The sequence below is a fragment of the Pantoea sp. NSTU24 genome, assembly GCF_050157905.1.
Classification (GTDB): domain Bacteria; phylum Pseudomonadota; class Gammaproteobacteria; order Enterobacterales; family Enterobacteriaceae; genus Pantoea.
In genome coordinates this window covers 3204315-3226783 of record NZ_JBKIWZ010000001.1, presented here as the reverse complement: position 1 = coordinate 3226783, position 22469 = coordinate 3204315, and the positions used below count along the sequence as shown (strand labels likewise).

The 22469-nt window shown below is 54.1% G+C and carries 13 protein-coding genes, 1 tRNA gene, 3 rRNA genes and 1 pseudogene; 11 read left to right on the top strand and 7 right to left on the bottom strand.

Annotated features, from left to right (window positions below; all coding sequences use genetic code 11):
• The first annotated feature begins 13 nt into the window (after positions 1–13).
• Positions 14–997 (top strand): ribose operon transcriptional repressor RbsR, encoded by a 984-nt coding sequence (rbsR, locus tag ACLHDD_RS15405; protein WP_427105220.1) that lies wholly within the window; start codon positions 14–16, stop codon positions 995–997.
• On the opposite strand, the gene mdtD is transcribed toward rbsR, so the two are convergent.
• On the bottom strand, positions 994–2394 hold the full coding sequence (gene mdtD / locus ACLHDD_RS15400) for a multidrug transporter subunit MdtD (RefSeq protein WP_427104773.1): 1401 nt from the start codon (positions 2392–2394) through the stop codon (positions 994–996). The genes rbsR and mdtD overlap by 4 nt on opposite strands.
• Positions 2395–2926: 532 nt before the next feature.
• Here mdtD and ACLHDD_RS15395 point away from each other — a divergent pair.
• The 4 genes from ACLHDD_RS15395 to rrf all read left to right on the top strand — a co-directional run bounded on the left by ACLHDD_RS15395 (position 2927) and on the right by rrf (position 7965).
• Positions 2927–4468: ribosomal RNA gene (locus ACLHDD_RS15395) — 16S ribosomal RNA — on the top strand.
• An 88-nt stretch (positions 4469–4556) separates the two neighbouring features.
• Positions 4557–4631, top strand: a tRNA-Glu gene (locus ACLHDD_RS15390).
• Positions 4632–4857: 226 nt separating this feature from the next.
• Positions 4858–7760, top strand: a 23S ribosomal RNA gene (locus ACLHDD_RS15385).
• A gap of 89 nt (positions 7761–7849) precedes the next feature.
• Positions 7850–7965: ribosomal RNA gene (gene rrf, locus ACLHDD_RS15380) — 5S ribosomal RNA — on the top strand.
• The 16S, 23S and 5S rRNA genes sit together here with 1 tRNA gene alongside, the layout of an rRNA operon.
• A gap of 85 nt (positions 7966–8050) precedes the next feature.
• Here rrf and mobB read toward each other — a convergent pair.
• Together mobB and mobA are read right to left on the bottom strand one after the other, a co-directional pair.
• On the bottom strand, positions 8051–8557 hold the full coding sequence (gene mobB, locus ACLHDD_RS15375) for a molybdopterin-guanine dinucleotide biosynthesis protein MobB (RefSeq protein WP_427104772.1): 507 nt from the start codon (positions 8555–8557) through the stop codon (positions 8051–8053).
• A 1-nt stretch (position 8558) separates the two neighbouring features.
• Positions 8559–9125, bottom strand: coding sequence for a molybdenum cofactor guanylyltransferase MobA (mobA, locus tag ACLHDD_RS15370; protein WP_427104771.1), 567 nt, complete (start codon positions 9123–9125; stop codon positions 8559–8561).
• Positions 9126–9169: 44 nt separating this feature from the next.
• On the opposite strand from mobA, the gene ACLHDD_RS15365 reads away from it, so the two are divergent.
• The 4 genes and pseudogenes from ACLHDD_RS15365 to polA all read left to right on the top strand — a co-directional run bounded on the left by ACLHDD_RS15365 (position 9170) and on the right by polA (position 14297).
• Positions 9170–9445 (top strand): YihD family protein, encoded by a 276-nt coding sequence (locus ACLHDD_RS15365; protein ID WP_427104770.1) that lies wholly within the window; start codon positions 9170–9172, stop codon positions 9443–9445.
• Between the two features lie 45 nt (positions 9446–9490).
• Entirely contained in the window at positions 9491–10477 is a 987-nt protein-coding gene (locus ACLHDD_RS15360) for a serine/threonine protein kinase (RefSeq protein WP_427104769.1), read from the top strand.
• Positions 10478–10503: 26 nt separating this feature from the next.
• Complete coding sequence (dsbA, locus tag ACLHDD_RS15355; protein WP_427104768.1) at positions 10504–11133, top strand: thiol:disulfide interchange protein DsbA; 630 nt, start codon at positions 10504–10506, stop codon at positions 11131–11133.
• Between the two features lie 378 nt (positions 11134–11511).
• A pseudogene (gene polA / locus ACLHDD_RS15350) lies at positions 11512–14297 on the top strand (DNA polymerase I).
• 413 nt (positions 14298–14710) lie between these two features.
• Here polA and yihA read toward each other — a convergent pair.
• Positions 14711–15346, bottom strand: coding sequence for a ribosome biogenesis GTP-binding protein YihA/YsxC (gene yihA, locus ACLHDD_RS15345; protein WP_427104767.1), 636 nt, complete (start codon positions 15344–15346; stop codon positions 14711–14713).
• Positions 15347–15896: 550 nt separating this feature from the next.
• Between yihA and yihI the strand changes: the two genes are divergently transcribed.
• Together yihI and hemN are read left to right on the top strand one after the other, a co-directional pair.
• Positions 15897–16418 carry a Der GTPase-activating protein YihI gene (gene yihI / locus ACLHDD_RS15340; protein ID WP_427104766.1) on the top strand — a complete coding sequence of 174 codons (522 nt, stop codon included), beginning with the start codon at positions 15897–15899 and terminating at the stop codon, positions 16416–16418.
• Positions 16419–16651: 233 nt separating this feature from the next.
• On the top strand, positions 16652–18025 hold the full coding sequence (gene hemN / locus ACLHDD_RS15335; RefSeq protein WP_427104765.1) for an oxygen-independent coproporphyrinogen III oxidase: 1374 nt from the start codon (positions 16652–16654) through the stop codon (positions 18023–18025).
• 40 nt (positions 18026–18065) lie between these two features.
• Here the strand turns inward: hemN and glnG are convergent, their stop codons facing one another.
• From glnG to glnA, 3 genes are all read right to left on the bottom strand, one after another.
• Positions 18066–19475, bottom strand: coding sequence for a nitrogen regulation protein NR(I) (gene glnG, locus ACLHDD_RS15330; RefSeq protein WP_128085010.1), 1410 nt, complete (start codon positions 19473–19475; stop codon positions 18066–18068).
• Positions 19476–19482: 7 nt separating this feature from the next.
• Entirely contained in the window at positions 19483–20532 is a 1050-nt protein-coding gene (gene glnL, locus ACLHDD_RS15325) for a nitrogen regulation protein NR(II) (RefSeq protein WP_111142116.1), read from the bottom strand.
• Positions 20533–20670: 138 nt separating this feature from the next.
• The gene (gene glnA, locus ACLHDD_RS15320; protein WP_009088151.1) at positions 20671–22080 is read right to left on the bottom strand and encodes a glutamate--ammonia ligase; all 1410 of its coding nucleotides are present in this window, start codon (positions 22078–22080) and stop codon (positions 20671–20673) included.
• Positions 22081–22469 lie beyond the last annotated feature (389 nt).

Sequence of the window (22469 nt, the reverse complement as noted above, 5' to 3'; positions counted from 1 at the left end):
GCGCTTGAGCACGATGAAAGATGTCGCCCGGCTGGCGGGCGTATCCACTTCCACCGTCTCGCACGTCATCAACAATAATCGCTTTGTGAGCGACGGCGTGCGGGAAAAGGTTGAGCAGGCGATACGCCATCTTAATTACGCCCCTTCCGCCCTGGCGCGCAGTCTGAAAATCAATCAGACGCACACGATCGGGATGCTGCTGACAACCAGCAGCAACCCGTTTTATGCCGAAGTGGTACGGGGCGTGGAGGAGAGCTGCTACCAGCGCGGCTACAGCCTGATCCTTTGCAACACGGCGGGCGACGAGGAGCGGATGAACCGCAGCCTGGAAACGCTGATGCAGAAGCGCGTGGATGGTTTACTGATCATGTGTACCGAAAGTCATCTGCCGTCGGCCGACATCCTGAACCGCTATCCCGCGATTCCGGCCGTCATGATGGACTGGGCACCCTTTGAAGGGCGGGGCGATATCATTCAGGATAACGCGCTGCTGGGTGGCGAGCTGGCGACGCAGCATCTTATCGACAGCGGCTACACCCGCATTGCCTGTATTGCCGGTCCGCAGGATAAAACACCGGCGCGTATGCGGCTGGAAGGTTATCGCAATGCCATGACAAAGTGTGGCCTGGAGATATTACCTGGCTATGTGGTGAATGGGGACTTTGAGTTTCAGGGTGGCTATAACGGCATGGTCGAACTGCTGTCGCTGGAAACGCCGCCGCAGGCGGTGTTCACCAGCAACGATGCTATGGCGGTTGGCGTTTATCATGCGCTTTATCAGGCTGGCATACAGGTTCCGCAGCAGATGGCGGTCATGGGCTATGACGATATCGAACTGGCCCGTTATCTCACTCCGCCACTCAGTACCATTCATCAGCCTAAAGATGCGCTGGGCGAACTGGCCATTGATACCCTGCTTCATCGGCTCAGCGATCCCGACGCCAGCCAGCAGACGCTGGTGCTGACGCCGGAACTGGTCATGCGCGGCTCCGTTTAGCGTTTTCTCTTTTTATCGCGATCGCTGATCAGATTCCGTCCATCGCCATTTTTCAGCAGCATAAAGGTCAGCGCCGACAGTACCGTCACTACCCCCATCGTCAGGAACGTGGCGTGAAACTGGGAAATGGTGCTCGTTTCAAACTCCTGATAGAAACGGAGCACGGCCGCGCTGACCGCCACACCAAAACTGATGGCCAGCTGCTGCGTCACGGCCAGCACGCTGTTGCCGCCACTGGCATTATCATCATCCAGATCGGCCAGCGTAATGGTATTCATGGCGGTGAACTGCGTTGACATGGCCATGCCGAGAATAAACAGCGGAAGTAACAGCACAATGATGCTCTCTGCCGGAGACTGGAGAGAGAAGCTGGCGATCAAAATACCAATAATCGTTGTGATGCCGACCAGCAGGCGACGATAGCCCAGCCAGCGCAGCAGCTGAGTCACCGTCGACTTCGCCAGTATGGATCCGATGGCGACAGGGGCCATCATGCAGCCGGCAATAATCGCAGAGTAGCCAAAACCGACCTGCAACATGAGCGGCATTAAAAAGGGCACACAGCCGGTTCCGAGACGTGATGCAATGTTGCCGCCGATACCGACCGAGAAGGTGCGGGTTTTAAACATCGGCAGATTGATCAGCGGTGAAGGGTGACGCCGGGCGTGCACTATATAAAGAAGCAACAGCACAATCCCGCTGAGTAATATTCCGCCCGCCAGCCATGCAGAAACCACACGCTCGCCAAACAGCTCAATCCCGATCGAGATCATCACCAGTCCGGCCCCGAACAACAGAAAGCCGATAAAGTCGAAGCGGCGTTTAGGGGTGGTGAAGTCCGGCATATATTTACGGGCATAGACAATGCCCAGAATGCCTATCGGAATATTAATCAGGAAGATCCAGTGCCACGTCGCATAGGTTACCAGCACGCCGCCCAGCAGCGGACCCAGTATCGGGCCGACTAATCCTGGCATCGTCACAAAGTTGAGCACCGGCAGCAGTTCACTGCGCGGGTAGGCGCGCAACAGCGCAAGTCGCGCGACCGGCATCATCATAGCGCCCCCTATGCCCTGCACGACGCGCGAAATGACCAGCACCTGGAGTGTCGGCGACAGTGCACAGGCCAGCGAGCCGAGGGTAAAAAGGGAAACCGCAATAATAAACACACGGCGGGTGCCGAAGCGATCGGCAAGCCAGCCGCTGACCGGGATCAGCATCGCGACAGTCAGGGTGTAGCTGATAACAGCAGATTGCATGGCAAGGGGAGAACGGTCGAGGCTGGTAGCGATAGCGGGCAGGGCAGTATTGAGTATAGTGGCATCGAGCGACTGCATGAAAAAGGCCATCGCCGCTATCCATGGCAAACCGGCCATGCTGCGCGCAGATCTAATCATTAAGTATCCTTCCTGGGGTTTCCTGCGAGAAGAAGCAAAATAATAGCACCAGCATTCAGCCACATCAGGTCTCTTTACAACGTTTCGTGGCGATATTTGTGCGCTATTCAGTCAGTAAACGTCTCTTTTTAAGCCGTTCGTTTAAAAAAGAGACGCTCAGTAAATTAATTTAAAGAAATACTTGTCAGCCCGACGAAACTCCCTATAATGCGCCTCCATCAACACGGCACACCGGCAACGGGAAGCGTGCTGAGAGGTTCAGGAGACTGACCCGCCGGAGAAAAACTTCTGAAAAAGAGGTTGACTCTGAAGGAGGAAAGCGTAATATACGCCACCTCGCGACAGGACGCTAACGCACTGTTCGCGCTGCTCTTTAACAATTTATCAGACAATCTGTGTGGGCACTCGCAGGATTGATATCAGCGTCTCCGGACGCAAAAAATATCAAGTCTCACGAGTGAACACATAATGACATTCATTATGACGTTTTACAGATGAGCATCGCTGCACTGGTTGCAGCAAATCAAACTTTAAATTGAAGAGTTTGATCATGGCTCAGATTGAACGCTGGCGGCAGGCCTAACACATGCAAGTCGGACGGTAGCACAGAGGAGCTTGCTCCTTGGGTGACGAGTGGCGGACGGGTGAGTAATGTCTGGGGATCTGCCCGATAGAGGGGGATAACCACTGGAAACGGTGGCTAATACCGCATAACGTCGCAAGACCAAAGAGGGGGACCTTCGGGCCTCTCACTATCGGATGAACCCAGATGGGATTAGCTAGTAGGCGGGGTAATGGCCCACCTAGGCGACGATCCCTAGCTGGTCTGAGAGGATGACCAGCCACACTGGAACTGAGACACGGTCCAGACTCCTACGGGAGGCAGCAGTGGGGAATATTGCACAATGGGCGCAAGCCTGATGCAGCCATGCCGCGTGTATGAAGAAGGCCTTCGGGTTGTAAAGTACTTTCAGCGGGGAGGAAGGCGGTGCGGTTAATAACCGCGCCGATTGACGTTACCCGCAGAAGAAGCACCGGCTAACTCCGTGCCAGCAGCCGCGGTAATACGGAGGGTGCAAGCGTTAATCGGAATTACTGGGCGTAAAGCGCACGCAGGCGGTCTGTTAAGTCAGATGTGAAATCCCCGGGCTTAACCTGGGAACTGCATTTGAAACTGGCAGGCTTGAGTCTCGTAGAGGGGGGTAGAATTCCAGGTGTAGCGGTGAAATGCGTAGAGATCTGGAGGAATACCGGTGGCGAAGGCGGCCCCCTGGACGAAGACTGACGCTCAGGTGCGAAAGCGTGGGGAGCAAACAGGATTAGATACCCTGGTAGTCCACGCCGTAAACGATGTCGACTTGGAGGCTGTGCCCTTGAGGCGTGGCTTCCGGAGCTAACGCGTTAAGTCGACCGCCTGGGGAGTACGGCCGCAAGGTTAAAACTCAAATGAATTGACGGGGGCCCGCACAAGCGGTGGAGCATGTGGTTTAATTCGATGCAACGCGAAGAACCTTACCTACTCTTGACATCCAGCGAACTTTCCAGAGATGGATTGGTGCCTTCGGGAACGCTGAGACAGGTGCTGCATGGCTGTCGTCAGCTCGTGTTGTGAAATGTTGGGTTAAGTCCCGCAACGAGCGCAACCCTTATCCTTTGTTGCCAGCGATTCGGTCGGGAACTCAAAGGAGACTGCCGGTGATAAACCGGAGGAAGGTGGGGATGACGTCAAGTCATCATGGCCCTTACGAGTAGGGCTACACACGTGCTACAATGGCGCATACAAAGAGAAGCGACCTCGCGAGAGCAAGCGGACCTCACAAAGTGCGTCGTAGTCCGGATCGGAGTCTGCAACTCGACTCCGTGAAGTCGGAATCGCTAGTAATCGTGGATCAGAATGCCACGGTGAATACGTTCCCGGGCCTTGTACACACCGCCCGTCACACCATGGGAGTGGGTTGCAAAAGAAGTAGGTAGCTTAACCTCCGGGAGGGCGCTTACCACTTTGTGATTCATGACTGGGGTGAAGTCGTAACAAGGTAACCGTAGGGGAACCTGCGGTTGGATCACCTCCTTACCTTAAGATACGGTCCCGCGCAGTGCTCACACAGATTGTCTGATAAAAAGTAATGAGCAGGACGGCTGCGAAGTCGTGACACTATCGTGTCCCCTTCGTCTAGCGGTTAGGACTCCGCCCTTTCACGGCGGCAACAGGGGTTCGAATCCCCTAGGGGACGCCACCTGCTTGGTGACAGGTGAAAGGTGTCTCCACAGTATCTCAAAACCGTTTCCGCTGCGCGAGCAGGGAGACGCGTCTGAGATATTTGCTCTTTAACAATCCGGAACAAGCTGAAAATTGAAACGACGCGTCGCTTTCATTCTCCGTAAATAAGAATGAAAAAGGCGATGCGTACGAGTCTCTCAAATCCCTGCAGTCCGCAGCGTGAAAACGCCTGTGGGTTGTGAGGTTAAGTGACTAAGCGTACACGGTGGATGCCCAGGCAGTCAGAGGCGATGAAGGACGTGCTAATCTGCGTAAAGCGACGGTAAGGTGATATGAACCGCTACAGCCGTCGATGTCCGAATGGGGAAACCCGGTGCACTCTGTGCATCATTGCAGCATGAATACATAGTGCTGCAAGGCGAACCGGGGGAACTGAAACATCTAAGTACCCCGAGGAAAAGAAATCAACCGAGATTCCCCCAGTAGCGGCGAGCGAACGGGGAGCAGCCCAGAGCCTGAATCAGCCTGTGTGTTAGTGGAAGCGTCTGGAAAGTCGCAGGGTACAGGGTGATACTCCCGTACACAAAAGCACACATGCTGTGAGCTCGATGAGTAAGGCGGGACACGTGGTATCCTGTCTGAATATGGGGGGACCATCCTCCAAGGCTAAATACTCCTGACTGACCGATAGTGAACCAGTACCGTGAGGGAAAGGCGAAAAGAACCCCGGCGAGGGGAGTGAAACAGAACCTGAAACCGTGTACGTACAAGCAGTGGGAGCCTCTTTATGGGGTGACTGCGTACCTTTTGTATAATGGGTCAGCGACTTATATTCTGTAGCAAGGTTAACCGTATAGGGGAGCCGCAGGGAAACCGAGTCTTAACTGGGCGTTAAGTTGCAGGGTATAGACCCGAAACCCGGTGATCTAGCCATGGGCAGGTTGAAGGTTGGGTAACACTAACTGGAGGACCGAACCGACTAATGTTGAAAAATTAGCGGATGACCTGTGGCTGGGGGTGAAAGGCCAATCAAACCGGGAGATAGCTGGTTCTCCCCGAAAGCTATTTAGGTAGCGCCTCGTGAACTCATCTCCGGGGGTAGAGCACTGTTTCGGCTAGGGGGCCATCCCGGCTTACCAACCCGATGCAAACTGCGAATACCGGAGAATGTTATCACGGGAGACACACGGCGGGTGCTAACGTCCGTCGTGAAGAGGGAAACAACCCAGACCGCCAGCTAAGGTCCCAAAGTCATGGTTAAGTGGGAAACGATGTGGGAAGGCACAGACAGCCAGGATGTTGGCTTAGAAGCAGCCATCATTTAAAGAAAGCGTAATAGCTCACTGGTCGAGTCGGCCTGCGCGGAAGATGTAACGGGGCTAAACCATGCACCGAAGCTGCGGCAGCAGTAGCAATACTGTTGGGTAGGGGAGCGTTCTGTAAGCCGTCGAAGGTGTGCTGTGAGGCATGCTGGAGGTATCAGAAGTGCGAATGCTGACATAAGTAACGATAAAGCGGGTGAAAAGCCCGCTCGCCGGAAGACCAAGGGTTCCTGTTCAACGTTAATCGGAGCAGGGTGAGTCGACCCCTAAGGCGAGGCCGAAAGGCGTAGTCGATGGGAAACAGGTTAATATTCCTGTACTCGGTGTTACTGCGAAGGGGGGACGGAGAAGGCTATATCAGCCGGGCGACGGTTGTCCCGGTTTAAGCGTGTAGGTGTGTGTTCCAGGCAAATCCGGTTCACTTTACACTGAGGCGTGACGACGAGGCACTACGGTGCTGAAGTGATAAATGCCCTGCTTCCAGGAAAAGCCTCTAAGCATCAGGTAACACAGAATCGTACCCCAAACCGACACAGGTGGTCAGGTAGAGAATACCAAGGCGCTTGAGAGAACTCGGGTGAAGGAACTAGGCAAAATGGTGCCGTAACTTCGGGAGAAGGCACGCTGGCGCGTAGGTGAAGGGACTTGCTCCCGGAGCTGAAGCCAGTCGAAGATACCAGCTGGCTGCAACTGTTTATTAAAAACACAGCACTGTGCAAACACGAAAGTGGACGTATACGGTGTGACGCCTGCCCGGTGCCGGAAGGTTAATTGATGGGGTTATCCGTAAGGAGAAGCTCCTGATCGAAGCCCCGGTAAACGGCGGCCGTAACTATAACGGTCCTAAGGTAGCGAAATTCCTTGTCGGGTAAGTTCCGACCTGCACGAATGGCGTAATGATGGCCAGGCTGTCTCCACCCGAGACTCAGTGAAATTGAACTCGCTGTGAAGATGCAGTGTACCCGCGGCAAGACGGAAAGACCCCGTGAACCTTTACTACAGCTTGACACTGAACATTGAGCCTTGATGTGTAGGATAGGTGGGAGGCTTTGAAGCGCGGACGCCAGTCTGCGTGGAGCCATCCTTGAAATACCACCCTTTAATGTTTGATGTTCTAACGTGGCCCCGTGATCCGGGGTGCGGACAGTGTCTGGTGGGTAGTTTGACTGGGGCGGTCTCCTCCCAAAGAGTAACGGAGGAGCACGAAGGTCAGCTAATCACGGTCGGACATCGTGAGGTTAGTGCAATGGCATAAGCTGGCTTGACTGCGAGAGTGACGGCTCGAGCAGGTGCGAAAGCAGGTCATAGTGATCCGGTGGTTCTGAATGGAAGGGCCATCGCTCAACGGATAAAAGGTACTCCGGGGATAACAGGCTGATACCGCCCAAGAGTTCATATCGACGGCGGTGTTTGGCACCTCGATGTCGGCTCATCACATCCTGGGGCTGAAGTAGGTCCCAAGGGTACGGCTGTTCGCCGTTTAAAGTGGTACGCGAGCTGGGTTTAGAACGTCGTGAGACAGTTCGGTCCCTATCTGCCGTGGGCGCTGGAGAATTGAGGGGGGTTGCTCCTAGTACGAGAGGACCGGAGTGAACGCACCGCTGGTGTTCGGGTTGTCATGCCAATGGCACTGCCCGGTAGCTAAGTGCGGAAAAGATAAGTGCTGAAAGCATCTAAGCACGAAACTTGCCCCGAGATGAGTTCTCCCTGACCCCTTGAGGGTCCTGAAGGGACGTTGAAGACGACGACGTTGATAGGCCGGGTGTGTAAGCGCAGCGATGCGTTGAGCTAACCGGTACTAATGACCCGTGAGGCTTAACCTTACAACGCCAGAGGCGTTTTTGAGAGACAATTTTCAGCCTGAACCGGATAAGTCTGCGCGGCCCCAGGGCGGCGCGGAAGACAGAATCTGCCTGGCGGCTTTAGCGCGGTGGTCCCACCTGACCCCATGCCGAACTCAGAAGTGAAACGCCGTAGCGCCGATGGTAGTGTGGGGCCTCCCCATGCGAGAGTAGGGAACTGCCAGGCATTGTATAAGTGAAGAAGCCCCGCACGCGAGTGCGGGGCTTTTTTACGTCTGCCGATCGTGAAAAATGCATCACCAGCGCCCGTTTCAGCTAACTTTCAGCCACTCAGCAATGAAATCTGCCACCTTTTCAGGGCTGTTCAGATCCAGAACAGGCAGCGCCAGATCCAGTTCCTGAACGCTGGCCACCGCGATGACATGCGCATCAATCAACTCGCTGACGCCTCCTTTTATCCCGGCACGCCAGAGCACAATCTTGGGCACGGGTTCATCTTTAAAGCCTTCAACCAGCACGATCTCCAGCACAGAGGGGTCCATGCGGCTCATCAGATAAGGCAGATTGATTGACGGTTCTTCAGGCGTCTCACACATCAATGCCCATCGCTCCGCACTTGCCACGATGACCTGACGGGCGCCCGCTTTTCTGAGCAGATAGCTATCTTTACCCGGTGTATCAATGTCCATCTGATGATGGGTATGTTTAATCAGCCCGGCGCGTATTCCTTTACTGGCCAGGATGGGAATGACCTGCTGTAACAGTGTCGTTTTTCCGGTTCCGCTCCAGCCTGTAATAGCAAGCAGGGGTAATGCCATCTCAGCGTTTCTCCTTCAGATCCTCGGGTGTATTAATATTGCGGAAAGCCGATTCATCATCGTCCAGCTCAACAGCATGGCCGCCATGGTCACGCAGGAAGTGCATAAGACGCCGTTCTCCGGCCATCAGATAGTCCTGAAGCGGTGCCGCCAGTTTCCGGTGAACCAGGGCCAGCGTCGGGTGATCGCGTGATGCGGAGCGGACCCAGACCGCCGGTGCCGTTCCCCGGTGTTTGACCAGCTTTTCCACAAAGTTAAGCGGAATAGCCGGTGTATCGCAGGAACAGAATGCCGCCCATTCATCGTCGATAGCGCGCAACGCACTATAGATCCCAGCCAGTGGGCCAGGGTAGCCCCCGACAAGATCCTGAATCACCCGACACCCGCTTAACTGATAGCGATCAATATTACGGTTAGCGTTAATCATGACAATATTGACCTGTGGCCTGAACCGTTCAAGGACATGCTGATAAAGCGGCCTGCCATTAAGCTGCACTAATCCCTTGTCCTGACCCCCCATACGGCGGCCCTGACCACCGGCCAGAATGATGCCGGTTACTGTTGTCATGCGTCTGCCCTCGCTGATAAGTCGTTGTGAAAGGAGAAACCGGAATGAAATGTCATCGTTTAAACGAGCTGCTTGCGCTACTGCAACCCGCCTGGCAAAAAGAGCCCGACCTCAATCTGGTCACATTTTTGCAGAAACTGGCGCAGGAATCTGGTTTCCGTGGCCCGTTAAGTGAATTAACGGACGATGTATTAATTTACCATCTCAAAATGCGTGACTCCGCCTGTGATGATGCGATCCCGGGCCTGAAAAAAGATTATGAAGTGGATTTCAAAACAGCCCTGCTGCGTGCACGGGGGGTCATTAAACCGGACGAATAATGTTATCCTTGGCAGCTAAATGCAAGGGCAACTACAGGTAACATCATGAGCGACGCTGCTTTTAACTTCCAGACCCTGAATCCCGATGTGTTGCTGGATGCATTATGGGAGACAGGGATCCGCGTCGAATCAGGTCTGACAGCCCTGAACAGTTATGAAAACAGGGTTTACCAGTTCAGCGATGATGAAAGACGCCGCTATGTCGCAAAGTTTTACCGTCCGCAGCGCTGGCATGCGGAACAGATAGCGGAAGAGCATCAGTTTGCTCTTGATCTGCTGGCTGATGAAGTGCCGGTTGCCGCGCCGCTGCGTTTGCAGGACGAGACATTGCACAGTCACGCAGGCTTCTTTTTTGCCGTCTTCCCCAGCCTCGGCGGACGACAGTATGAGACAGACAACGAAGACCAGATGGAGTGGGTTGGCCGCTTTCTGGGACGCATTCATCAGACCGGACGCAAAGCGCTGTTCAGCCATCGGCCTGCTACAGGACTGGATGAGTATCTGCATGAACCCCGTCAGGTACTGGAGCACGCTCAGATTGTGCCGGGGTCGCTTAAAGATGCACTGCTGCAGGCTGTTGATAAACTGGGCAACACGCTGCAGCAACAGTGGCATACGGTGTGGCAGCCGCTACGATTACATGGTGACTGCCATCCGGGAAATATTCTGTGGCGTGACGGACCGCTGTTCGTCGATCTGGATGATGCCCGTAACGGCCCGGCCGTGCAGGATCTCTGGATGCTGGTTAATGGCGACCGGCAGGAACAGCGCATCCAGTGGGATATCCTGCTGGAGGCTTACAGCGAATTCAGTGACTTCGATATTAATGAATTGTCACTGATTGAGCCTTTACGCGCCATGCGCATGGTTTATTATCTGGCCTGGGTTCTCCGACGCTGGGAAGATCCCGCTTTTCCACGCGCGTTTCCCTGGATGACAGATGAAGATTTCTGGCGCAGGCAGATTTCACTCTTTACCGAGCAGGAGAAGCTGTTGCAGGAACCTCCTCTGCAGCTGACACCGCAATATTAATGACGTAGTCAGGAGATTTTTTCACGATGAAGAAAATTTGGTTTGCACTGATGGGGTTAGTGCTGGCATTCAGCGCCTCTGCTGCCCAGTTCACCGAAGGTAAACAATATGTGAGTCTGCAGAAACCGGTGGCTGGTGAACCTCAGGTCATGGAGTTCTTCTCCTTCTTCTGCCCGCACTGCTATCAGTTTGAACGCATTTATCACGTCAATGACGCGGTGAAAAAGAATCTGCCTGCTGACGTTAAGCTGGTGAAATACCATGTCGATTTCCTCGGCGGTGATCTGGGGCCGATCGTAACCCAGGCCTGGGCTGTTGCGATGGCGCTGGGTGTGGAAGATAAAGTCACAGTACCTATTTTTGATGGAATTCAGAAAACGCAGACCATTACCGATCCAGCCAGCCTGAAAGCGGCCTTTGTCCAGGCGGCAGGAATCTCTGCGGCTGACTATGATGCGGCCTGGAACAGCTTTGCGGTTAAAGCGCTGGTTGCGCAGCAGCAGAAAGCCGCTGCGGATGTGGATCTTCGTGGTGTGCCTGCCATGTTCGTTAATGGCAAATACATGGTGAATAACGGCGGACTGGATACCAGCTCTATGGATAATTTCGTCGCCGACTATGCAAACGTGGTTAAATTCCTCGCAAGCCAGAAGTAATCAGCTTTACGCCGTAACTGAACGCCAGCTCTGCTGGCGTTTTTTTCAGGCTTCTGAACATCAGGATGCTTTTTGTCCATCACCAGGGCATAAATTTAATATCCACACAAGGGATCGTGCTGTTAAAAATAGCGATCGGGTCACGGAAATTAAATAAGTAACTGAAAAATTTATTTTTTATCAGGGCTTGTATTATCATTTTTCCTGAAAAAAAATTCGATATGATTTTTACGCACAAAGTTATCCACAGAACGATCGTTGTGATCCTGTTTCCGGAAGCGTGAAAAAATCCTGCGGCAGTACGCCTTAGTTCACCATTTCTGCCAGGTTGTGGCATCCTTATAACCCAACTCATCGCAACGAAGACGACACAGACTTATGGCGCAAATTGCAGAAAATCCCCTGATTCTGGTTGATGGCTCATCCTATCTTTATCGCGCGTATCACGCGTTTCCGCCGCTGACCAATAGTGCAGGTGAACCCACTGGCGCCATGTACGGCGTGCTCAACATGCTGAAAAGCCTGCTGGCGCAATACAATCCGAGTCACGTTGCTGTGGTGTTCGATGCCAAAGGCAAAACCTTCCGGGACGAGCTATTTGAGCATTACAAATCTCATCGTCCCCCGATGCCTGACGATCTGCGGGCGCAGATCGAACCGCTGCATGAGATGGTGCGAGCAATGGGACTGCCGCTGCTGGCAGTGAGCGGTGTTGAAGCCGATGATGTGATCGGTACACTGGCGCTGGAGGCAGAGAAAAAAGGTCTGTCCGTGCTAATCAGTACGGGTGACAAAGATATGGCTCAGCTGGTTACGCCAGACATTACGCTGATCAACACCATGACAAACACCATCCTCGGACCGGAAGAGGTAGAGAACAAATATGGTGTTCCTCCCGCGCTGATCATCGATTTCCTCGCCATGATGGGCGACAGTTCGGACAACATTCCTGGCGTGCCGGGCGTGGGTGAGAAAACCGCGCAGGCGCTGTTGCAGGGTCTGGGCAGCATGAAAACGATCTATGAGAATCTGGATAAAGTCGCCGATCTCTCGTTCCGTGGTGCGAAAACCATGGCAGCAAAACTTGAGCAGAATCGCGAGGTCGCGTTTCTCTCCTACCAGCTGGCGACCATTAAGACGGATGTTGAGCTGGAGCAGCCCTGCGAAGCCCTTACGGTTACCGAACCCGACGTTGAGGCACTCCAGACCCTGTTCAGCCGTTATGAGTTCAAACGCTGGCTGAGCGATCTGCAGGAGGGCAAATGGCTGCAGGGCAAAAAGAGCAATACCCAGGCGCAGAAAGCCCTGGCCGATGAGCCGGTCCCTGCGGTCGAAACCCGCAGCGTCCTGTCATCAGAAGGGTATGTCACTATTCTGGACCAGGCGCTGTTTGAAACCTGGCTGGAGAAGCTGAAAAACAGCGACGTTTTTGCCTTTGATCTGGAAACCGATGCGCTGGACACCCTGAGTGCCAGCATCGTTGGTATCAGTTTCGCCGTCGCCCCCGGGGAAGCCGCCTATCTGCCGGTTGCTCATGACTATCTCGATGCACCTGATCAACTGGATCGCGCGACCGTGCTGGCGCAGCTTAAACCTCTGCTGGAAGATGACAGCGTCTGGAAAGTGGGTCAGAACCTGAAGTATGACCGCGGCGTGCTGAAGAACTACGATATCGAACTGGCGGGCATCAGATTCGACACCATGCTTGAGTCCTATATTCTCAACAGTGTGGTGGGTAAGCATGACATGGACAGCCTGGCCGCCCGCTGGCTTCACCATAAGACGGTCACCTTCCAGGAGATTGCTGGCAAAGGTAAAAATCAGCTGACCTTCAACCAGATTGCACTGGAACAGGCTTCGCACTATGCGGCCGAAGATGCCGATGTCACTCTGCAGCTGCATCTGAAGATGTGGCCAGAGCTGGAGAAGAAGCGGGTCCAAAAAACGTTTTTGAACAGATTGAGATGCCGTTACTGACCGTGATCTCCCGCATAGAGCGTAATGGCGTATTAATCGATCAGGGTATTCTGGCACAACACTCGAAAGAGCTGACGGCACGCCTGGCGGAGCTGGAGCTAAAAGCGCATGAACTGGCGGGAGAACCTTTCAATCTCTCCTCCACCAAGCAGCTTCAGGTGATCCTGTTTGAAAAACAGGGCATCAAACCGACTAAGAAAACCCCAGGCGGCGCCCCTTCCACCAGTGAAGAGGTGCTGGCTGAGCTGGCACTCGATTATCCGCTGCCCAAAGTGATCCTGGAGCATCGCGGCTTATCCAAGCTGAAATCGACTTATACCGATAAACTACCGCAGATGATAAACCCGATCAGCGGGCGCGTGCACACCTCGTATCATCAGGCGGTGACCGCGACCGGACGTCTCTCTTCAGCCGATCCTAATCTTCAGAACATCCCGGTTCGTAATGATGAAGGACGGCGGATCCGCCAGGCCTTTGTGGCTGCGAAAGGTTACCGCATCGTGGCGGCGGACTATTCGCAGATCGAACTGCGTATCATGGCGCACCTCTCTCAGGATAAAGGGCTACTGGATGCCTTTGCTCAGGGCGAAGATATTCACCGCGCCACAGCATCGGAAGTGTTCGGGGTACCGCTGGAGAAGGTCAGCGGTGACCAGCGTCGCAGTGCCAAGGCGATCAACTTTGGTCTGATTTATGGTATGAGCGCCTTTGGTCTGTCACGTCAGCTGAACATCGGGGCGGGCGAAGCGAAGAAGTATATGGATCTTTACTTCGAACGTTACCCTGGCGTACTGCGCTATATGGAGAACACCCGTCAGCTCGCGGCGAATAAAGGCTATGTTGAGACGCTGGAAGGCCGTCGGCTGTGGCTGCCCGATATTAAATCGAGCAACGCCATTCGTCGTAAAGCCGCCGAACGTGCCGCGATCAATGCGCCGATGCAGGGAACGGCAGCGGACATTATCAAGCGGGCGATGATTGCCGTCGATGCGTGGCTGGAACAGCAAAATGATGACGCCGTCAGAATGATCATGCAGGTTCACGATGAACTGGTGTTCGAGGTCAAAGCGGAAGCGGTTGAAGAGGCCAGCCAGAAAATTCAGGCACTCATGGAAGGCAGCGTGAAGCTCGATGTACCGCTGCTGGTGGAAGTCGGTGTCGGTGATAACTGGGACGAAGCCCATTGATAGCCTGCTGCGGGTCGGTTCAGGTGGCGGGAATCGATCCGGATTCAGGTATAAGAAAATCGTGGAGTTAACCGGTTTAGCTGAGCGGGCGGCGGGTCGGCAGAAGTGTGGTTTTCTAACTGCTTATCGGCTAAACATTTTTTTCGTCATTTAACTACATCGCAACGCTAATTCTGTGACGGACATGGTAAAAAAAGTCCTTTTTGATGTAAGTAAGCAACAAAAAAGCCTTTGTCACGCACAGAAAATCAGGTAAAGTTCGTCGCGTAGGGTACAGAGGTAAGATGTTCTATCTTTCAGACCTTTTACTTCACGTAATCGGATTTGGCTGAATTTAGCCGCCCCAGTCATTCTGTGACTGGGGCGTTTTTTATTGGGCTTTTCCTGTCGTTTCAGCGGTGCAGGGCTGCCCCTTACGCTTCGGCGTCCTGATCCTCATAAGCCGGTTCAAGCGTGCTGAACCAGCTGTCAAGCTTCTGACGTACCTTATCCACGCCCATTTTCTTCAGCGATGAGAAAAGCTCGACCTGTACATCACCGGCAAAACCGAGCGCTGCTTCACGCACGACATTCAGCTGGGCTTTACGGGCGCCCGACGCGAGCTTATCGGCCTTGGTGAGCAGCAATAGCACCGGTATGCCACTTTCCACAGACCACTGAATCATCTGCCGATCGAGATCCTTAAGTGGATGGCGGATATCCATCAGCACGACCAGCCCTTTCAGTGCCTGACGTTTTTGCAGGTATTCCCCCAGCGCACGTTGCCACTTCAGCTTCATCTCTTCCGGGACTTCGGCGTAGCCGTAGCCAGGCAGGTCGACCAGACGCTTGCCCTCTTTGACTTCAAACAGGTTAATCAGCTGCGTACGTCCTGGCGTTTTACTGGTACGCGCCAGACCTTTCTGATTGGTTAACGTATTCAGCGCACTTGATTTTCCCGCGTTCGAGCGGCCAGCAAAAGCCACTTCAATTCCGGTATCGGCAGGCAGATGACGGATATCCGGCGCGCTCATGACAAAGTGGGTAACGTGGTAATTCAGTTCAGACAAGGTGACACTCCAAAAAACGCATTAAGGCAATGTCAGCGATTATACGCGTTATGGCGCGAAAGTGCTCAATCACATCTCTTTAACAAACGGCGTAAGAGATTTGCCATTACCGCTGCGGGTTATTTCGCTTTTTACTTTAATTACTAAAAATAAAAAATCATTAAATTCATGTGGTTAACTTTATTTGTTTCTTTTTTGAACGAACTATTTTCGATGCCGACTTGAGGGTTTTATCAGTTGGTCTACATTAGTGTGCAGTGCACGGCAGCACCCATCAGGAAGATGCGTTCAGGGATGTCAGGATGGCAATGAGCGAGTGGAATGGAAGCGGTCAGAGGAGTTGACCAGACAGGGACAAGGAAAAGCTCAGGAGTTGAGCAGGCGCGGGATTGACCGGGACGTTACGAGCCAAAAAGGATTTAAAACATGATTCCTTCTTCTGAAGGTATGAAATAAGGCGACAGCTTGGGCTGTCGCCTTTTTCTTTGTCTGGTTTCTGCTAGATTTCGCCGGAATTCTATACTGAATAAAAAAGCCGGGACCGAACACTATGAAGCAACCTGCACGAGCGGCGCACGGCAAACCTGCCGTCAAAGCCAAACGCAAATCGCGTGACGAAATCAACAACGAAGCACGCGATCGCAAACGTGATAAAAAGCATCGCGGGCATGCATCCGGCAGCCGTGCGAATCCTGCGGCACCTGCCAGCAGCAATGGACGTCAGGCAGAGAGCGCAAAAGATCCGCGTATCGGCAGTAAAAAACCGGTAGCCCTGATTGCAGACGGCAAGACCGCAGCCGTTAAGCCAAAGAAAAGCGTGGAAAAGCCAGCCGCGAAAAAAGTCCGCCTGACGCCTGAGGAAGAACTGGCGAAGCTGGAAAATGACGAGCGTCTGGATGCGCTGCTGGACCGGCTGGAAAATGGCGAAACGCTGTCCGCTGAAGATCAGGGCTGGCTTGATGCCTCGCTGGACCGCATCGACGAACTGATGGAGCAGCTGGGCATCGTGATGGACGATGACGAAGATGACAAGGCAGAAGAAGATATGTATCGCCTGCTGAAGGGCAATTAAGTCATATTGATCGGCATGTGGTTTCCACATGCCGCACTTCTCAGGTAAACGACAATGTTTTGGCCTGGATCAATTTTCGCGCTGCTGGCGACATGTTATCTGCTGTGGTTATTGTTTAAACTACGACGCCTGTCGCGTCTGAAGCAACGTTTACGTCGGGTTTCAACCCGCTCACCTTTCATTCCCTCTTCTTCGCGACCTTCTCTCAGACGACGTCACCGGAAGGAGTGAGCATGCCATCGCTGCAGACTGACCGGGATCGGGCGCTAATTGAAAAGTACAATTATGCCGGTCCGCGCTACACCTCTTATCCCACTGCGCTGGAGTTCAGCGAACAGTTCGCGGAAGCCGATTTCCGACGCGCCGTGGCACGCTATCCGGATCGCCCGCTGTCGCTCTACGTTCATATCCCTTTCTGCCACCGTCTCTGCTATTTCTGCGGCTGCAACAAACTCGTGACGCGTCAGCGCCATAAGGCGGACCGCTATCTGGATGCGCTGGAGCAGGAAATTATTCAGCGCGCGCCCCTGTTCCATCAGCGGCAGGTTACGCAGCTTCACTGGGGCGGAGGCACGCCCACCTTTCTCGACCAGGCTCAGGTTTCACGGCTGGTGGCGCTGCTGAAACAGCACTTCAGGGTAGCCGCCGACGCTGAGATGTCGATCGAAGTCGATCCCCGGGAAATTGAGCTGGATATGATCGATCACCTGCGATCGCTGGGATTCAATCGTCTGAGCATGGGCGTACAGGATTTTAATAAATCGGTGCAGGAGCGCGTCAACCGGGTACAGGATGAAGCGGTGATTTTTGGCCTGATGGCGCGGGCCCGCGAGCAGGGCTTCAGCTCGACCAGCATTGACCTGATCTATGGTCTTCCCCTGCAGACGCCCGCCAGTTTCGCCTGGACACTGGAGCGGGTGCTGGCGCTGAGCCCGGATCGCCTGAGCGTATTTAACTATGCGCATCTGCCAGCGATGTTCGCGGCGCAGCGCAAAATCAAAGAGGATGAACTGCCATCCGCCCAGCAGAAACTGGATATTCTGCAGCAGACCATCGCGACCCTGACGCAGCAGGGCTACCAGTTTATCGGCATGGACCACTTTGCAAAGCCGCAGGATGAACTGGCCATCGCGCAGCGCAGCGGGCAGCTGCACCGCAATTTTCAGGGCTACACCACCCAGGGCGACAGCGACCTGCTCGGGCTGGGCGTCTCCGCTATCAGCATGATGGGCGACAGTTATGCGCAGAATCAGAAAGACCTTAATACCTGGTACGATCGTGTGGAACGGCAGGGACATGGCCTGTGGCGCGGTCTTACCTTAAGCGAGGATGATTGTCTGCGGCGGGATGTGATTAAAACGCTGATTTGCCACTTCTCGCTGGATTTTGCTGCCACAGAAGCGCAATGGGGAATCTGCTTCAGAGACTACTTTGCTGAAGATCTGGCGCTGCTGAAACCGCTGATTGCTGACGGGCTGGTGGAATCTGACGCAACAGGGCTGAAGGTGACAGAGATTGGCCGGTTACTGATTCGTAATATCTGCATGTGCTTCGATCGCTATCTGCGTCAGAAAGCGCGTCAGCAGCAGTTCTCCCGCGTGATCTGAAAAAACGGGCCGGCAGTCGCGCCAGCCCGTTCTGAACCGCTTACTCCATGCCCAGCTCTTTCAGCTTGCGCGTCAGGGTGTTGCGTCCCCAGCCCAGTAAACGGGCGGCTTCCTGCTTGTGACCCTGCGTATGACGCAGGGCGGTGGTCAGCAGCGTACGCTCCATCTCTGGCTGGGCTTCTGACAGCAGATTCTGATGACCGGAACGCAGGGCGCGGTCGGCCCACTGCGCCAGCAGCGTGGCCCAGCTGTCCGGTAGTGACTGCACCGGATTCTCCGGCGTGCTCGACTCGAACAGCTCGCCGGGCAGATCCTGAATCAGCACTTCCTGACCGGCTGCCATCACCGTCAGCCAGCGACAGGTGTTCTCCAGCTGGCGCACGTTACCCGACCAGTGCAGCCGGGTCAGGGCGGTTTCCGTTTCCGGATGCAGAATCTTCGCTTCCACACCCAGCTCACGGGCGGCGACCTGCAGGAAATAGCGCGCCAGACGCGGAATATCCTCACGACGTTCACGCAAAGGAGGCAGATGCACGCGAATCACGTTAAGACGATGGAACAGATCTTCGCGGAACTTGCCTTCCTGCACGCGCAGCTCCAGGTTCTGGTGGGTCGCAGCGATAATCCGCACGTCCACTTTAACCGGCGCATAGCCTCCGACGCGATAAAACTGACCATCCGCCAGCACACGCAGCAGGCGGGTCTGGACATCCAGCGGCATATCACCGATTTCATCCAGGAACAGCGTGCCGCCATCGGCCTGTTCAAAACGGCCCTGACGGATCTGATTTGCGCCGGTAAAGGCACCTTTCTCATGACCAAACAGCTCCGATTCGATCAGATCTTTGGGGATGGCCGCCATATTCAGCGCGATAAAGGGGGCTTTGGCGCGCGGGCTATGGCGATGCAGCGCATGCGCCACCAGCTCTTTACCGGTTCCCGATTCACCATTAATCAGGACGCTGATCGACGAGCGGGACAACCGTCCGATAATGCGGAAGACATCCTGCATTGCCGGGGCTTCACCGATGATATCGGTCGTCGGTCCGCTGACTGGCTGATTACGCGGCTGCTGCTGCTCCTGATAATGGCTGATGGCACGCTCTACGAGCGCCACGGCTTCATCGATATCAAAAGGTTTAGGCAGATAATCAAACGCCCCCTGCTGATAGGCGCTGACGGCGGCATCTAAATCCGAATGCGCCGTCATAATGATGACCGGAAGCATCGGATGACGCTGTTTAATCTGTTTCAGCAGCGCCAGGCCATCCATGCCCGGCATGCGAATATCTGACAGTAAAACGTCCGGGGTTTTGGTCGAGAGGGCATCCAGCACCTCGCCTGCGCTGTCAAAGGTCGCACAGCTCAAACCGGCTCCAGTGAGCGCGCGTTCAAGCACCCAGCGGATGGAGCTATCGTCATCGACGATCCAGACTATCCCTCGTTGCATAGAAACCTCACTGGCGAATAGGCAGGTAAACCGAAAACTCGGTGTGTCCTGGCCAACTGTTAAATTCTATTTTTCCTGAATGCTGATCAATCAGGCTACGGGCAATAGAGAGGCCTAAACCGGTGCCGCCTTCACGTCCGCTGACCATTGGATAAAACAGCGTATCCTGCAGCTGGGCCGGAATGCCGGGGCCATCATCTTCAATATCAATACGTGCTACCAGGCGATAACGGGTGCCGTGCAGCGTCAGCTGGAAAGCCGTACGGGTGCGGATAATAATCGTGCCACCCTCATCGCCCAGCGCCTGCAGTGCATTGCGAACCACGTTAAGCAGCACCTGCTCGATCTGGTCGGGGTCGTGCGGCAGTTCAGGCAGGCTGGGATCGTAATCCCGCACCAGTGAGACATTTTCCGGCAGCTCCATCGACACCAGATTGACCACGCGTTCGGCCACCTGATGAATGCTCTGGGTAATGTGCATGCCCGGCTGCTGTGGCCCTAACAGACGATCAACCAGATTTCGCAGCCGATCCGCCTGTTCAATAATCACTTTGGTATATTCGTTCAGCGAGGGATCGGGCAGGGCACGGGATAAGAGCTGTGCCGCGCCGCGCAATCCACCCAGCGGATTTTTAATCTCATGGGCCAGACCGCGAACCAGATCGCGGGCAGCCACCTGCTGGGCGTGCTGTAACTGCTCCTGACTGAGACGACGCTGATTATCCATCGGCGCCATTTCCATCAGAATTAAACCGTCAGGTAACCGCTGGGCGGTCAGTGACATAATGTGCGCCCGACCATCCACCACCAGCGTCACTTCACTGTCCGTAAACCCCTGGCCAGCCTCAAGACTCTCTCGCATCACTTCAATATTCAGCGAGAAGTAGCCGGTGAGTTCCGGTAACGGCGTGCCGAACAGTTTGCGTGAGCTTTGCGCCAGTAACTGTTGTGCCGCCGGGTTGGCGTAATGAATAACTAAATCGTTATCCACCAGCAGAATACTGTTGATTAACGCGTTGAGAATCTGCCCTGCATCGGGCAGAGAGCCAGTTGCCATACCACGTTCCTCTGCACTAAATAGGTGCATTTTACTCTTTAAACCGGAAAGGACGCGAATGAGCGGTGAATTCGCGGAGAAAAAAGCCCATCCGAAGATGGGCTAAAAGTTTCCACGGCAACAAAAACGTCTGACCAGTTAAACGCTGTAGTAAAGCTCAAACTCAACCGGGTGTGGCGTCATGCGAACGCGGTCCATCTCTGTTTTACGCAGTTCGATGTAAGCGTCGATTGATTCGTCAGTGAACACACCGCCACGGGTCAGGAACTCGCGGTCTTCGTTCAGTGCATTCAGCGCTTCTTCCAGAGAGCCTGCAACTTTTGGAATCTCAGCTTCTTCTTCCGGTGGCAGGTCATACAGGTTTTTATCCATCGCATCGCCAGGATGGATCTTGTTGATGATGCCATCCAGGCCAGCCATCAGCAGCGCGGTGAACGCCAGGTATGGGTTAGCTGCTGGATCCGGGAAGCGCGCTTCGATACGACGGGCTTTCGGGCTGGCAACAACCGGAATACGGATAGAGGCGGAACGGTTACGGGCTGAGTAAGCCAGCATGACCGGTGCTTCGTAACCCGGAACCAGACGCTTGTAAGAGTTGGTAGTCGGGTTCGCCAGGGCGTTGATCGCTTTAGCGTGTTTGATGATACCGCCGATATAGAACAGCGCCATTTCAGACAGGCCGCCGTACTTATCACCGGCAAACAGGTTCTGGCCACCTTTAGAAAGGGACATGTGGCAGTGCATGCCTGAACCGTTGTCGCCAAACATTGGCTTCGGCATAAAGGTCGCGGTTTTGCCGTAAGCGTGTGCGACGTTGTGAACGACATATTTGTAGATCTGAATTTCGTCTGCTTTCTTGGTCATGGTGTTGAAGCGGGTTGCCACTTCGTTCTGACCCGCGGTTGCCACTTCGTGGTGATGCGCTTCAACGACCAGGCCCATCTGCTCCATGGTCAGACACATGGCAGAACGGATGTCCTGTGATGAGTCAACTGGTGGCACCGGGAAGTAGCCGCCTTTCAGACCCGGACGGTGGCCTTTGTTACCGCCTTCGTACTCTTTACCGGTGTTCCATGCGGCTTCGATATCGTCGATAGCGACATGTGAACCCGAGGTTGATGAACCGAAACGGATGTCATCAAACAGGAAGAATTCAGGTTCGGGTCCAAACAGCACGGTATCCGCAATGCCGGAAGAGCGCAGGAAATCTTCCGCACGCTTGGCGATGGAACGTGGATCGCGGTCATAGCCCTGCATGGTGCCTGGCTCGAGAATGTCACAACGGATGATCAGGGTAGAATCTTCGAAGAAAGGATCCATGACCGCGGTGGTTGCGTCAGGCATCAGCACCATGTCTGATTCGTTGATGCCTTTCCAGCCGCCGATAGAGGAACCATCGAACATTTTGCCTTCTTCGAAGAAGTCAGCATTAACCTGGTGAGCAGGGATCGTAACATGCTGTTCTTTACCTTTGGTATCGGTAAAACGCAGGTCAACAAACTTAACTTCATGCTCGTTCATCATCGAGAGAACGTGTTCAGCGGACATACTCAACTCTCCTGGAAATGGTCTTTCATTATCTACATGGCGAGGAAACGTCGTTTCCGGAATGTGTAGCGGGAAACTGCTTCCTGCTCTATCGCTTCCGGCACGCTCTTCAACCGACATCTGACTGGCGTTTACGCTTAAACAGACTAAAGCGAATTCTGTGCCAACTTTTTTGATGTTGCTTAAATCGCCTTGTGCTGCACCTTTTTGTCATAAAGCAACTGCACCACGATGGTTTAGGCGCACCAAAATAGTGCTATTGAGTGCGCTTTGAGCACCATTTTGGTGCGTAGGACCAACTTAGTGCATTTTCTGCACCGGGAACAGTGCGAATTTGCGCCAATGCAATAAACTTTCAGTGAAAAGTGTGATCGTGTTCAGTCTTCCGC